The sequence below is a fragment of the Thermus sp. H19.2 genome, assembly GCF_054979525.1.
The window spans coordinates 114678-127729 of record NZ_JBUFDB010000002.1; the positions used below are offsets into that span (position 1 = coordinate 114678).

Consider the following 13052-nt stretch of genomic DNA (forward strand, 5'->3'; position numbering starts at 1 on the left):
ACACGGCTCACCTCGCGCGCAAGTCCTCCCGGAAGACCCGGTACCAGAAGAGGATGAGTCCTAGGGAAAGGAGCATGTAAAGGGTGCTCGCCGCCGCTCCCAGGCCGAAGTTCCACATGCCGAAGGTGTTGCGGAAGAGGTTGGTCATGAGAAGGTCCCCCCACTCCCCGGGGTAGCCCGCCCCGTGGCCGAACATCATGTAGACGATGTTGAAGCTGTAAAGGGTGCCCAGAAGCCCGTAAAGCAGGAGCACCGCCGTCACCGGGCGGAGCATGGGCCAGGTCACGAAGCGGAAGCGCTGCCAGGGCGTGGCCCCATCCACCTTGGCCGCCTCGTAGAGCTCCTGGGGGACGGTCTGCAAGGCGGCGAGGTAGGTGACCATGACGAAGGGCCAGCTCCGCCACACCGTGGGCACCACGATGGCCACGAAGGTGAGGGGGCCGATGAGCCAGTGGGGTTTCTCCGAAAGGAGGCCGAGGACATCTACGAGCAGGTGGTTGACGACGCCTTCCTTGAGCCACATGAACCCCCAAAGGAGCCCCACCACGTAGCTCGGCACCACCCAAGGGAGGAGGAAAAGGCTCCGCCAAAGCCCCCGGAGGAAGAGGGGCCGGTTCAGGAGGTGAGCTACCAAGAGGCCCAGCGAAAGGCTTAGGACGTTCACCGCCAGGGCGTAGAGCAGGGTGGTGCGCACCGCGTAGAGAAACCCGGCGCGGAAGGTGGACTCGGGGTTTAGAAGGATCTCCCGGTAGTTCTCCAAGCCCACGAAAGGGGCCTGGAGGTAGAGCCTGAGGGTCTGGAGCCTGAGGTCCAGGAAGCTCATATAGATGCCCTGGACCATGGGGCCGTAGTGGACGAGGAGCATTCCGAAAAGCGCAGGGGCGATGAAGAGGTAGGCGAGGCCGTATCTGCGCCAAAAGGTTCTCATGGGGAAAAGAGGGGGGCGAGGAGGCCCCCCTTTCCGCCTTACCTCAGGGCCTGGTTGATGGCCACGGAGGCCTTGTTCATGAGGTCCTTCAGGGCCTCACGGCTGAGCCTACCCTGGGCCACCAGGTCCCAGGCCATGCCGATGTACTGCACCGCCAGGTTCTCCACCCCGCCCCAGCCCGCCAGGGAGGGATAGGTGCGGCCGAACTGGGCGGCCTGGATGAAGGTGCGGAGCAGAGGGTTCTGCTGGAAGCTGGGATTGCTCCAGGCGGAGCGCAGGCCGGGGAGCATCCCCGTCATCTGGGCGTAGCGGACCTGGGCCTCGGGGCTTCCCAGGTACTTGAGGAGCTCCTTGGCCAGGGGCTTGTTTTTTGAGAAGTTGAAGAGGGCGAGGTTGGAGCCCCCGAAGAAGGTGTACCGCCCCTTGGGCCCGGCGGGGTACGGCGCCACCCCCAGGTTCTTGGCGGCGGGGCGCTCGGCGAAGCCGCCCTTGCTCTCGGGGACCTGGGCTCGCTGGATCATCCAGGGGCCGCTGGCGAAGACGGCGCACTTCCCGGCCTGGAAGTCGGCCTCAATCTGGGCGGTGTTCTTCTCCAGGCTCTCCGCCGGGACGTAGCCCTTCTGGGCCAGGGAGAGGAAGAAGTAAAGCCCTTCCAGGCTCTCCGGGCTGTTGAGGGCGCTTTGCCAGCGCCCGCCCGCCTGGCGGACGATTTCCCCGCCCGCGCCCCAGACCCAGGGAGCGGCGTTGTGGAGCACGTCCCAGGTGTTCTTACCGGGGGTGCAGAGGGGGGCGAGGGGAACCTTGGTCTCGGGGTCGCGGAAGCTCGAGGCCTTGAGCTTGGCCAGACCGCCCTCAAAGCCCTGCCAGCTGGCGAACATCTCCGCCGGGTTGACCCCTGCGGCCCTGAGGGCGTCGGTGCGGTAGTAGAAGGCCCGAAGCTCCGAGAACCAGGGCACAGCGGTGGCCTGGCGGGCGCCCTCCAGGCGGGTGGTACGCCAGACGGCGGGAAGGTAGGCCTTCTCCCCGCCCAGGGCTTCCAGCACGTCGTCCACCGGCTCCAGGACGCCCATGGCGCTGATCGCCCCCACCCAGGTGGTGCCGAGCTGGGTGAGGTCCGGCCCCACGCCGCTCGTGGCGGCGGTGGTGATCTTGGTCCAGGCCACGCCCCAGTCCAGGACGGTGACCTTCACCTCCACGCCGTGGGCCTTCTCAAAGGGGGCCACCAGGGCCTTGAAGTCCTCGGCGGGCTGGGCGCTGTTGGGCATGATCCAAACCTCGAGGGTCCTCTGGGCAAAGGCGAGGGAAGCGAGGACGAAAAGTGTTGAAAGCGCTTTCTTAAGCATTAGCTACCTCCTTTCAACCCCCACCTCCTTTCGGGGTGGGCCAGGGACCTAAGGCCTAAGGGCCGCCGTCTCCTTCAGGCTCCCACCTCCCTTACCGAGGCCCTTTCCACCAACGTCAGCTCCAGGTGGGGCAGGGTGGGGACTTCCCCCTCGAGGACCGCCCGGAGCGCGCGGCCCAGGGCGATGCCGATGGCTTGGATGGGCTGGCGCACGGTGGTGAGGGGAGGGATCTGGTAGGCGCTCGGGGTGACGTCGTCAAACCCCACGAGGGAGACGTCCTCCGGCACGCGAAGCCCTTGCTCGTACAGGTAAAGCCGGGCGCCGAAGGCCGTCTGGTCGTTGGCGGCGAAGAAGGCGGTGGTGTCGGGGTAGCGGTGGACGGCCTCCGCCGCCGCGCGGTAGCCGCCCTCCTCCTCCAGGTCGCCGTAGACCACCCGGGCCTCGAGGCCGGCCTCCCGCATGGCCTTGCGGTAGCCGAGAAGCCTGTCCCGCACATCCATCCCCCCGCGGTGGCTGGAGATGTGGACGATGCGGGTGTGCCCCCGGTCAATGAGGTAGCGGGTAGCCTGGTAGGCCGCCTTCTGGTTGTCCAAGCATAGCGACCAGGTCTTCGGCCCCTCAATCCGCTGGCCGAAGGCGAGGATGGGGATGCCCAGGTTCCCCAAGGCCTCCCCGTCCAAAGCGGTGCCGAGGAGGACCAGGGCTTCCACCCGGTGGGCCTTCAGAAACTCCAGGGCTTCAAGCTCCCTCACCAGGCTCCAGTGGCCGGGCACAGCGATGGGGCGGTAGGGAGTGGCCTCTAGCTCCAGGGTGAGGGCCTCGAGGATGGGGCCGAAGAAGGGGCTTGCGAAGTCGGAGATCAGGATGCCCACGGCGTAGGAACGCCCCGTGGCCAGGCCCTGGGCCAGGGGGCTCGGGGCGTAGCCCAGCTCCTCCACCGCCTGGAGCACCGCCCGCACCTTCTCTTGGGAGACTCGGGCGGTTCCGTTGAGGACACGGGAGACCGTGGCTGGGGAAACGCCCGCGCGACGGGCCACTTCGCTGATGGTGGGACGTCCTTCGGACATCTTTGGCTGGCAGTGTAGCACGGGATGAAAGCGCTTGCAAGTGGGGGTGCTTTACCCATGAACCAGCGCGGGCCAACCCCCACCCAACCCTGGGGAGGAACGGGAAGACCCAGAGGCGGCCTCCGCCAGCTTTCCTCCCCGGTAGGAGCAACCCGGCCTGACATCTCCAGAAGGACCGCACCACAAGAGGCTGTTGTAAAGGGTGGTATGCCCGGAGGGTGGCTCTCCGTAGAGCAGGTGATGGGTCAGCCCGTAAGGGCTACCTTGCCAGCCAGTCTGTGGCCACGGGCGAAGCCCCTACCTTGCAGGTCAAGGGGAGGGTCAGCCCGCAAGGGCATCGCCAGATCCTGACCTGAAGCGGCTGGCCAGGGCCGCGTAGTTGGCCGTGGGGAGCTTTCACGACGGCTTTTGGCGAGGGTAAGGGGGCGCCGTTTGGGGAGGCCCCCCAAGAGGGAGCAGCTCACCCGCTTCCCCTAGCCCGGGACGTGAGGCCTGCGGGGCAAGCCCAATAAAAAGTTGACCAACTCAGGTCCAAACGATTATCCTTGAACTGGGAGGCTCCCATGCCCAAGGCACCCGAAGCCGCCGCAAAGGCCTTCAACCTGGCCGAGGCCAAGGCCCGGCTCTCCCAGCTGATCCGGAGGGTGGAGGAGGGGGAGGTCATCCTCATCAAGCGCTACGGCCGGGTCGTGGCCAAGCTGGTTCCCGCCGAGGCCCCGTCCCGCCCGAAGCGGACCCCCGGGGTCTGGAAGGGTAAAGTCCGGATGGCCCCGGATTTTGACCGGGTAAACGTGGAGGTCGCAAAGCTCATGGAGGAGGGGCCGGTTGAACCTTCTTCTGGATAGCCACATTCTCCTCTGGTGGCTGGCAGACGATCCCAGGCTCTCCCGGAAAGCCCGAAGGTTTATCGTGCGGGCGGATATGGTCTACGTGAGCGCGGCCACCACCTGGGAGCTTGCCCTCAAGGCCTCCCTCGGGAAGCTGGAGATGCCGGAAGGCTTCGTGGAAACCGTGGAGGAAGAAGGGTTCACGCACCTTCCCGTAACGCCGGTCCACGCCATGGCCGTGCGGGCGCTTCCCTGGCACCACCGGGACCCCTTTGACCGCCTCCTGGTCGCCCAAGCCGCGGTGGAGGACTTGCGTTTGCTCACCGCCGAGCCCCTGCTGGCCCGTTACGGGAAGCACGTGTGGGTGGTGTGAGGGGGCTGGGGGATCCCTCGGCTTCCGGTGCGTTCTCTTCTGGAGGCCGACTTTCGGAGAGGGAGTCCGCCCGGGGGGAAGGATCGGGCCGTTGCCTTCCCAAGAACTTTTTCTACTTGACTGGACTTACGCGGTGCTGAAGAGTCCCGATAAAATGGGCCTCAAGATGTTTCCCTACGGGAAAGCAGCCGGTAACTAGGGAGGCCCGATGAAGCCGCTTCCCCGCTAGGGGAACATCTTGCACAGCCCCTCTTGCGCGCTCTAGGTCACGGGCGAAGCCCGTATCTTGGAGCTTTAGCCCAAAGCCCCATCAATACCTCCGCCTTGGCCATGGCCGAGGGCCAAGACTTCGCCCACGACACCCTCTACCGGGCCCTGGGTCAGCCCTTGGCCCTGTTTTTTGAGCTCTCCCTGGAGCTCTGCAAGGCCATGGGTGGCCTGGACCGGGGCTACCTCATCCTTGATGACGTCCTCATCCGGCGCTACCGCTCAGGCAAGCTGGGCCTCAAGATAGCTTCGCTGACCAAGAAGGCCCGGGACACCTCCACGGGGGCTTGGGTGTTTGGGCTTTCCCTGGTGGTCCTGGCCTGGACGGACGGGAAGCGGCGGATTCCCCTGGCCTTCCTGCCCCACTTCGGGGAAGAGGAGAGCAAGCTGGACCTGGCCCTGGCCCTGCTGGAGTGGGCGGAGGAGCAGGGTTTTCAGCCGGAAGGAGTACTGTTTGACGCCTGGTACGCGGCGAAGCAGGTCCTGGAGTGGCTCCATGCCCACGGCTGGCCACAAGCTACGCCTACGGCGTGACTTCGTCACGAGGCTCAGGTCTAACCGTGTGCTGGACGGTGTCCAGCTCAGGAGGCATGGGGGTACCCGTTGGGTGAAGACGGGGAGGCTTAGGGGCCTGACCTTTGCCGTGGGGGCGCTCAAGCGCGGGGGGCTCTTCGGGTGTCGGCGAGAGCGGCTGAAGTTGAGTTTCTACCGATGCCGGCGGAGACTCATCGCGGGTAAGCTGAGCCTGGATTTGAGCCCTCTGTTACCGGTGCAGGTGGAGGCCGCGTAAGTCCAGTCAGAAGTCAAGGGGCTTGACGGCTGCCCTGGTGAGGATTAGCTTATCCCATAAGGCGTCAGGGGGCTAACCACCATGGCCGAGGGGGGAGAGGTGGCCCTAAGGGATCTTCAAGGGCTGGGATTCAGCCCATATGAGGCCCGGGTCTACCTCGCCCTCCTCCAGGGGGGAAGGCTCAAGGGCTACGAGGCTGCCAAGCGGAGCGGGGTCCCCCGGTCCATGGTCTACCAGGCGCTGGAAAAGCTCGTGGCCCGGGGCGCGGCCTACCGGGTGGAGGAGGGGGAGGGCGTCTACTACGGGGCCGTTTCCCCGGAAGAGCTCCTATCCCGCCTCGAGGTGGAGGCCCGCGAGCGCTTCGCCCGCGCCCGGGAAAGCCTCTCCCGCCTCGCCCCGGAGCGCCCCGTGGAGGCCATCTGGCGGGTGCGGGGGGCGGCCCGCACCCTGGCCGAGGCGCGGGCCCTGGTGGACCAGGCCCGAAGGGCCCTCACCCTCTCCCTTTGGCAGAACCAGCTGGATACCCTCCAGGAGGCCCTCCGGGGAGCCCGGGAAAGGGGGGTGTCCCTGCGCCTGGTCCTTTTCGGGGACCGGGCCCACCCTGACTTGGGCAAAGTGTATTTCCACCATTTCGTGGACCCTCGGATCGTGGAGGGGCGTTTAAGGGCCAAGCTATTCGTGGTGGTGCGGGACCACGAGGAGGTAGTGGTGGGGAACTTGGCGGAGCGGGGAAGGGCTTGGGCCGTGCGCACCCGGGATCCGGCCCTGGTCCTGGTGGCGGAGGAGTACGTGCGCCACGACGTAGTGCTTGCGGAGATGACTCTGGCCTACGGGGTGGACAAGCTCACCGCCCTGTGGACCGCCCGGGAGGACCTCAGGCGCATGGTGACGGGGGAGGAGGCCCATGGAACCCCTGCGGCTCTACCGGACGATGTATCGGATCCGGCGTTTTGAGGAGTGGGTGGAGGCCCTCTTCCGGGCCGGGAAGATCCCGGGCTTCGTCCACCTCTACATCGGCCAGGAGGCGGTGGCCGCCGGGGTGCTGGACCACTACCGGGACGGGGACTACCTGACCAGCACCCACCGGGGCCACGGCCATGCCCTGGCGGTGGGCGTGGACCCCGGGGCCATGATGGCCGAGCTCTTCGGCCGGGCCACGGGGGTGTGTCGGGGCAAAGGGGGAAGCATGCACCTCTTTGACCCGGACAGGGGGATGCTAGGGGCCAATGGCATCGTGGCCGGGGGTATCCCCATCGCCGTGGGGGCGGGGCTGGGGCTAAGGCTTCGGGGTGCAGAGGGGATGGTCTTCTGCTTCTTCGGCGATGGGGCCTTGGGCCGGGGGGTGCTACACGAAGGCCTGAACCTGGCTGCCCTGTGGCGGCTTCCCGTGCTCTTTGTCTTGGAGAACAACCGCTACGCCTCCACCACCTCTTTTGAGGAGAGCCATGCCTTTCGCGTGAAGGCCCTGGTGGAGGCCTATGGCATCCCTTACCGCCTCGCCGACGGCTGTGAGGTGGAGGAGGTCTACGCTGTGGCGGGGGAGGCCGTGAAGGAGGTGCGAGAAGGGAAGGGACCCGCCTTCCTAGAGGTCCTCACCTACCGCTTCAAGGGCCACTACGTGGGGGACCCGGAGCGGTACCGAAGCCGGGAGGAGGTGGAGCGGGCCCGAAGGGAAGACCCCTTGGCCCGCCACCGGGAGCGCCTCCTCGCCCACGGGGTTCCCGAGGAGAGGCTTCGGGCCTTGGAGGAAGAGGAGGAGCGGCTTTTGCAAGAGGCGGTGGCCCAGGCGGAGAGGAGCCCCTGGCCCGATCCCGAGGAGGCGTTGCAGGACCTTTTCGCTGAGCCGGTCCGGGACTACCCGTGGGAGGGAGAATGAGGGAGATCACCTTCGCGGAGGCCACCCGCGAGGCCATGGAGGAGGAGATGGCCCGGGACCCCCAGGTCTTTCTCATGGGGGAGGACATCGCCAAGCAGGGGGGCATCTTCGGCCAGTTTAAGGGCCTTCCGGAGCGGTTTGGCCTGGAACGGGTGCGGGACACCCCCATCAGCGAGCCCACCCTGGTGGGCGCGGCCCTGGGGGCGGCTTTGGTGGGGGCGAGGCCCGTGTTGGACATCCATTTCGCCGACTTCCTTCTGCTCGCCATGGACGAGCTCGCCAACCAGGCGGCCAGCCTCCGTTACATGTCCGGGGGGAGGCTGAAGGTTCCCTTAGTCATCCGCGCTCCCGACGGGGCCATCCGTTCTGCCGGGGCCCACCACTCCAAGAGCCTCGAGGCCCTCTTCCTCCACCTCCCGGGGTTCAAGGTGGTGGCCCCCGCTACGCCCAAGGACGCTAAGGGCCTTCTGAAAAACGCCATCCGCTCGGAGGACCCCGTGCTCTACCTGGAGCACAAGGCCCTCTACGGCAGAAAGGGCCCTGTCCCCGAAGGGGAGGTCCTCACCCCCCTGGGCCGGGCGGAGGTGGTGCGGGAAGGAAAGGACCTCACCCTGGTGAGCTACAGCCTTACCCTGTATAAGGCCCTGGAGGCGGCAGACCGCCTGGCGGCAGAGGGGGTTTGGGCGGAGGTGGTGGACCTGAAGACCCTCTACCCCTTGGACTGGGACACTCTCCTGGCCTCGGCGGAGAAGACGGGGCGGGTGGTGGTGGCCCACGAGGCCTGGCGCTTCCTGGGGGTGGGTGCGGAGATCGCCGCCACCCTTCAGGAAAGGCTCTTCGGCCGGCTTAGAGCGCCCGTCGTCCGGGTGGGGGCGGCCCACGTGCCCATCCCCTTCAGCCCGCCCTTGGAAAGGCGGGTCATCCCGCAGGTGGAGGACATCCTCGAGGCGGTGAAGGAGGTGTTGTCGTGGCGCTGAAACCGATTCTTATGCCCCAGCTCGGCCTCACCATGGAGGAGGGGACGTTCCAGGGGTTCCTGAAGGCCATGGGAGAAGGTTTTCACAAGGGCGAGCCCCTCTTCCGGGTAGAGAGCGACAAGGCTCTGGTGGAGGTGGAGGCCGAGGCGGACGGGGTCCTGAAGGAGGTGTTGGCGGAGGTGGGGAAGACCTACCCCGTGGGCACGGTGCTGGGGTACTACGAGGAGGTGGCAGGATGAAGCGGTGGCTGGTAGGGGTTCTGGTGCTTTTAGGGCTTGCATCGGCGCAGTTCAAGAGCGAGTACAAGCTCTCCGTGGTGGTGGCCCCCAACACCGCCTGGGGTATGGGGGCCCAGCGCTTCGCCGAGCTGGTGGCGGAGAAGACGGGGGGGCGGGTGAACATCAAGGTCTACTACTCGGGCCAGCTCTTCGCCGGGCAGCAGACCAACGAGTTCCAGCTCCTCCGCACCGGGGTGGCGGACTTTGCCATCGGATCCACCATTAACTGGTCGCCCCAGGTGAAGGAGCTCAACCTCTTCAACCTGCCCTTCTTCTTCCCCAGCTACAGGGAGCTGGACGCAGTGGAGGAAGGCCAGGCCGGCAAAGCCATCTTCCAGCGCCTGAGGCAGCTCGGGGCGGAGCCCTTGGCCTGGGGAGAGAACGGCTACCGACAGCTCACCAACTCCAAGCGACCCGTCCGGACCCCGGAGGACCTGGCGGGTCTCAAGATCCGGGTGGTGGGGGCCCCTATCTTCATCGACACCTTCCGGGCCTTGGGGGCCAACCCCACCTCCATGAACTTCTCGGAGACCCTGACCGCCCTGCAGCAGGGGGTCATTGAGGGGCAGGAGAACCCCATCGTGGGGGTCATCATCCCTTACAAGCTCTGGGAGCTGGGCCAGCGCTACTTGACGGTGTGGAACTACGTCATCGATCCCCTCGTTTTTGCCGCCAGTGCTCAAACCTGGCGGACCTTCCCGCCCGAGGTACAGAAGGCCATCCAGGAAGCCGCCCTCGAGGCCGCCCGCTACCAGAAGGCCTTGGCCCGGGCGGGCATGGACGACGGGAGCGCCCTCAAGTACCTGGCCTCCATGGGAGTGAAGGTGGAGATCACCGATCCCATCGCCTACCTTAAAGGCCAGGGCGTTCAGGTGACGGTCCTCTCACCCCTGGAGATCGGCCGCTTCCGCGACCGGGTCGCGGGGGTAGTGCGGCGCTGGATGGGCGAGATCGGTTCCACCCTGGTGGTCCAGGCAGAGGCGGACAAGAAGCGGGCCCGGTGATGCTACGGCGCCTGGAGGAGTTCCTCCTGGCCGTCCTCCTGGGGGGGATGGTGGCCCTGGCTTTTCTCAACGTCCTCACCCGCTACCTCTTCCGCTATCCCCTAGCCTTCACCGAGGAGCTCCTGGTCAACGCCTTCGTCTGGGTTACCCTCCTGGGCATTGCCATCGGCCTTAGGGAAGGCCCAGAAGGGGCCCATATCCGCTTCGTGGCCCTTACCGAGCCCCTTCCTTCTCCCTGGCGGCGGGCCTTCGTGGGCCTAGGGTTTCTGGTCTTCGCCTTTCTCTTTCTGATCCTGGCCTACCTAGCGTGGCGTCAGGCTGCGGACGACCTCGCTCTTAGGGCCATCTCCCCCTCCCTTGGAATCCCTAATGCCGTCTACACCCTGCCCACCCCTTTTCTGGACCTCTGGGTGGCGGCTCGGGCCCTGGAGAGGGCGATGCGGAGCCTCATGGGAGGGGAACGGTGAGCCTCGGGGCGCTCCTTCTCGGCCTCTTCTTGGCCCTTCTCTTCCTGCGGGTACCGGTGGCGGCGGCCTTAGGCGCCTCGGCGGTGGCTGTTATCGCCCTGGGAGGGCTTGGGCTTCAGGTGGTCTCCTTTAACTTCCAGGCGGGGATCGCCAAGTTCCCCCTCCTGGCCATCCCCTTCTTCATCCTGGCAGGGGCCGTCATGGACCGGGCGGGAATCGCCGAGAGAATCGTGCGGCTCCTTCTCGGCCTGGTGGGGGGCTGGCGGCCGGGGGCGGCCTTAGCTACGGTGCTAGCGGGGATGCTCTGGGGAGCCATCTCCGGTTCCGGGCCGGCCACGGTGGCCGCTTTGGGCGGGATCCTGATCCCCATGATGGTTCGCCAAGGGTACACTCCCGGCTTCGCCGCCGGCCTCATGGCCGCTTCGGCAGAGCTTTCCATCATCATCCCCCCTTCCATTGCCCTCATCGTCTACGCCACCTTGGCCGGGACCTCGGTGGCCCGGCAGTTCTGGGCGGGTATCCTCCCCGGGATCCTGATGGGGGGATTTCTGGCTTTGGCGGCGGTGCTGGTGGTGCGGGCCAGGGGGTGGGGCCAAAAAGAGGTGGTCCTCCTGCCCCTGGGACGAGTTTTCGCCGAAGCCTTCCCTGGCCTTCTCACCCCGATCATCATCCTGGGCGGCATTTACGGAGGTGTTTTCACCCCCACGGAAGCCGCCGCCGTGGGGGTTTTCTGGGGAGTTTTCGTGGGGATGGTCTTTTACCGGAGCCTGCGCCTCAAGGACCTCCCTGGGGTGCTGGTGGATGCGGGGGTGTCCAGCGCGGTGGTGATGGCCATCGTGGCCTGGGCGGGCCTCTTCGCCTGGGCGGCGGACACGGTGGGCCTGGTGGGGCAGGCCACCTGGCTGCTCCTGGGCCTGGAGGGCAACCCTCTTCTTCTCCTGGCCCTCCTCAATCTTCTCTGGCTGCTCTTGGGAATGCTTCTGGATGCCGTGAGCATCTACTACCTCACCCTCCCCATCCTTTTACCCGTCATGGCCCACCTGGGGTGGGACCCTGTCTGGATGGGCATCGTCATGACGGTGAACATGGCCATAGGTCAGATCACGCCCCCGGTGGCCGTCAACCTTTTCGTCAGCGCCCGGGTGAGCGGCCTCCCCATAGAAAAGATCTGGCGGGAGATCTGGCCCTTCGTGGTGGCCTCCGTGATAGGTCTCCTCCTGCTGGCCTACTGGCCCTACCTGACCGGGAAATAGGGCCGGTAAATGCTTAAACTCCTTCCCTTTGCCTTAGGTTACCTCTACTCCTACCTTCTCCGCTCGGTGGGGGCCTCCTTGTCCGGACTCACGATTCAGGACCTCGGCCTCTCCCCGGCCGCCCTGGGGACGCTCAACGCCCTCTTTTTCCTGGCCTTCGCCCTGGCCCAAGTGCCCCTGGGGTACCTGTTGGAGCGGTGCGGGCCTTCCCGCGCCCTCTCGGCCTTGCTTGGGGTGGCCGCCTTGGGGTGCTCCCTGGTAGCCCTAGCTCCGGGACTCGGCCTGCTGGCCCTGGGGCGGCTGGCCATGGGGGTGGGGGTGGCCATCGCCCTGGTAGGGGCCTTGCGGGCCTATCAGCTCCTGGCCCCAGGGCGGCTTGGGCTTTTAAGCGGCCTGACCGTGGCCCTAGGCGGGCTTGGGGGACTCCTTTCCACCTGGCCTGTGGTCAGGCTTGCCGAGGTCTGGGGCTGGCGGGGGGTTTATGGGGTTCTTGGGGCCTTGGGCCTGGGCCTCGCTCTTTGGGTGCGGGCGGTGCCCACGGGGAGCGGTCCGAGGCACAGAGAAGGCGGCGCTCCGGCCCCGGGGAAACTTCTTCCCCTAGCCCTGGTGGCGTGGGCGTACATTGGGGGTTTCTTCGCCCTGCAAAGCTTCTGGGTGGGGGCCTACGCTTACGAGCGAGGGCTTGCCGCCGACGAGGTGGGGCGGGTCTTGGCCTTGCTCAACTTCGCTTCCGTCCTCGGGGCCTTCGCCAGCGGGGGCTTGGCGGCGGCCCTGGGGACGGGAAGGTCCCTTGGCCTGGGGATAGGGGTCTTCGCAGGGGGGCTTGTCCTTTTGGCCTTGGGAGGAAGCCTGGGGTTGTCCTATGCCTTGCTAGGCTTCGGAGGCGGGTTCAACGGCTTGGTCCTCGCCCTGACGGCTTCCCGGTTCCCGGGGACCTCGAGCCGGGTCATGGCCTGGGTCAACCTGGCCGGGGTCCTGGGCATCTTTCTGGTCCAGGCTGGGATAGGTCCAGTGATTAATAGTCTGGGCTACGAGGTGGCCTTCGGCGGCCTCTTCCTCCTCCAGGGGCTGGCGCTGGCCTTCCTCTGGGGGACCCTCAGGGCGCAAGGGTAGAAGCGGTCCATCCCCACGCACGTGGGGACTACGAGTACCTGGTGGTCCATGGGGACGTGGTGGACGGTCCATCCCCACGCACGTGGGGACTACCTCTCGCCCTATCTGCTCGGGATGCCCGTAGTCCGGTCCATCCCCACGCACGTGGGGACTACCAAAGGTCCTTCCTTTTCGCTTCCGGAGAGACCGGTCCATCCCCACGCACGTGGGGACTACTAGAGCCGGAGGAGGGCGGGGTCCACCTCCGCCGGTCCATCCCCACGCACGTGGGGACTACGACCCCGCCCGGGCCCGGGTAGACGCCGGGTTCGGTCCATCCCCACGCACGTGGGGACTACTCCCCGGCACGTACGGGGGCCCCAGCCGTTCTACGGTCCATCCCCACGCACGTGGGGACTACGCCGGGCCAGGGCCTCCACCTCCCTCGGGTCCTCCGGTCCATCCCCACGCACGTGGGGACTACTCGTTGCCCTGGCTGTGGCCGTCAGA

The 13052-nt window shown here is 66.6% G+C and carries 13 protein-coding genes, 1 pseudogene and 1 CRISPR repeat array (1 of these 15 only partly in view); of the genes and pseudogenes, 11 read left to right on the plus strand and 3 right to left on the minus strand.

Annotated features, from left to right (window positions below):
* Positions 1 to 7: 7 nt before the first annotated feature.
* The 3 genes from ACY5J6_RS12835 to ACY5J6_RS12845 form a co-directional block, all read right to left on the minus strand.
* A complete protein-coding gene (locus ACY5J6_RS12835; RefSeq protein ID WP_462846756.1) occupies positions 8 to 928 on the minus strand; it encodes a carbohydrate ABC transporter permease in 921 nt (306 codons plus the stop codon).
* Between the two features lie 38 nt (positions 929 to 966).
* Complete coding sequence (locus ACY5J6_RS12840) at positions 967 to 2271, minus strand: sugar ABC transporter substrate-binding protein (RefSeq protein WP_462846758.1); 1305 nt, start codon at positions 2269 to 2271, stop codon at positions 967 to 969.
* A gap of 74 nt (positions 2272 to 2345) precedes the next feature.
* Entirely contained in the window at positions 2346 to 3338 is a 993-nt protein-coding gene (locus ACY5J6_RS12845) for a LacI family DNA-binding transcriptional regulator (RefSeq protein WP_462846759.1), read from the minus strand.
* Between the two features lie 563 nt (positions 3339 to 3901).
* Here ACY5J6_RS12845 and ACY5J6_RS12850 point away from each other — a divergent pair.
* From ACY5J6_RS12850 to ACY5J6_RS12900, 11 genes and pseudogenes are all read left to right on the plus strand, one after another.
* The gene (locus tag ACY5J6_RS12850; protein WP_462846760.1) at positions 3902 to 4183 is read left to right on the plus strand and encodes a type II toxin-antitoxin system Phd/YefM family antitoxin; all 282 of its coding nucleotides are present in this window, start codon (positions 3902 to 3904) and stop codon (positions 4181 to 4183) included.
* A complete protein-coding gene (locus ACY5J6_RS12855; RefSeq protein WP_462846761.1) occupies positions 4164 to 4538 on the plus strand; it encodes a type II toxin-antitoxin system VapC family toxin in 375 nt (124 codons plus the stop codon). The genes ACY5J6_RS12850 and ACY5J6_RS12855 overlap by 20 nt, the downstream gene beginning before the upstream one ends.
* Before the next feature lie 252 nt (positions 4539 to 4790).
* Positions 4791 to 5595: pseudogene (locus tag ACY5J6_RS12860) on the plus strand (transposase).
* A gap of 81 nt (positions 5596 to 5676) precedes the next feature.
* Entirely contained in the window at positions 5677 to 6549 is an 873-nt protein-coding gene (locus tag ACY5J6_RS12865; RefSeq protein WP_462846762.1) for a TrmB family transcriptional regulator, read from the plus strand.
* Positions 6500 to 7471: a thiamine pyrophosphate-dependent dehydrogenase E1 component subunit alpha gene (locus tag ACY5J6_RS12870; RefSeq protein ID WP_462846763.1), complete on the plus strand. Its 972-nt coding sequence runs from the start codon at positions 6500 to 6502 to the stop codon at positions 7469 to 7471. The genes ACY5J6_RS12865 and ACY5J6_RS12870 overlap by 50 nt, the downstream gene beginning before the upstream one ends.
* A complete protein-coding gene (locus ACY5J6_RS12875) occupies positions 7468 to 8448 on the plus strand; it encodes an alpha-ketoacid dehydrogenase subunit beta (RefSeq protein ID WP_462846764.1) in 981 nt (326 codons plus the stop codon). Before ACY5J6_RS12870 ends, ACY5J6_RS12875 begins: the two co-directional genes overlap by 4 nt.
* The gene (locus ACY5J6_RS12880; protein ID WP_462846765.1) at positions 8439 to 8687 is read left to right on the plus strand and encodes a lipoyl domain-containing protein; all 249 of its coding nucleotides are present in this window, start codon (positions 8439 to 8441) and stop codon (positions 8685 to 8687) included. Before ACY5J6_RS12875 ends, ACY5J6_RS12880 begins: the two co-directional genes overlap by 10 nt.
* Positions 8684 to 9730, plus strand: coding sequence for a DctP family TRAP transporter solute-binding subunit (locus ACY5J6_RS12885; protein WP_462846766.1), 1047 nt, complete (start codon positions 8684 to 8686; stop codon positions 9728 to 9730). Before ACY5J6_RS12880 ends, ACY5J6_RS12885 begins: the two co-directional genes overlap by 4 nt.
* The gene (locus ACY5J6_RS12890; protein ID WP_462846776.1) at positions 9730 to 10197 is read left to right on the plus strand and encodes a TRAP transporter small permease; all 468 of its coding nucleotides are present in this window, start codon (positions 9730 to 9732) and stop codon (positions 10195 to 10197) included. Before ACY5J6_RS12885 ends, ACY5J6_RS12890 begins: the two co-directional genes overlap by 1 nt.
* Positions 10194 to 11450, plus strand: a complete 1257-nt coding sequence (locus ACY5J6_RS12895; protein WP_462846767.1) for a TRAP transporter large permease — start codon at positions 10194 to 10196, stop codon at positions 11448 to 11450. The genes ACY5J6_RS12890 and ACY5J6_RS12895 overlap by 4 nt, the downstream gene beginning before the upstream one ends.
* Positions 11451 to 11459: 9 nt before the next feature.
* Positions 11460 to 12563 carry an MFS transporter gene (locus tag ACY5J6_RS12900; RefSeq protein ID WP_462846769.1) on the plus strand — a complete coding sequence of 368 codons (1104 nt, stop codon included), beginning with the start codon at positions 11460 to 11462 and terminating at the stop codon, positions 12561 to 12563.
* A gap of 3 nt (positions 12564 to 12566) precedes the next feature.
* A CRISPR array of direct repeats spans positions 12567 to 13052; the repeat unit is 29 nt; unit sequence CGGTCCATCCCCACGCACGTGGGGACTAC; it runs 156 nt beyond the window's last position.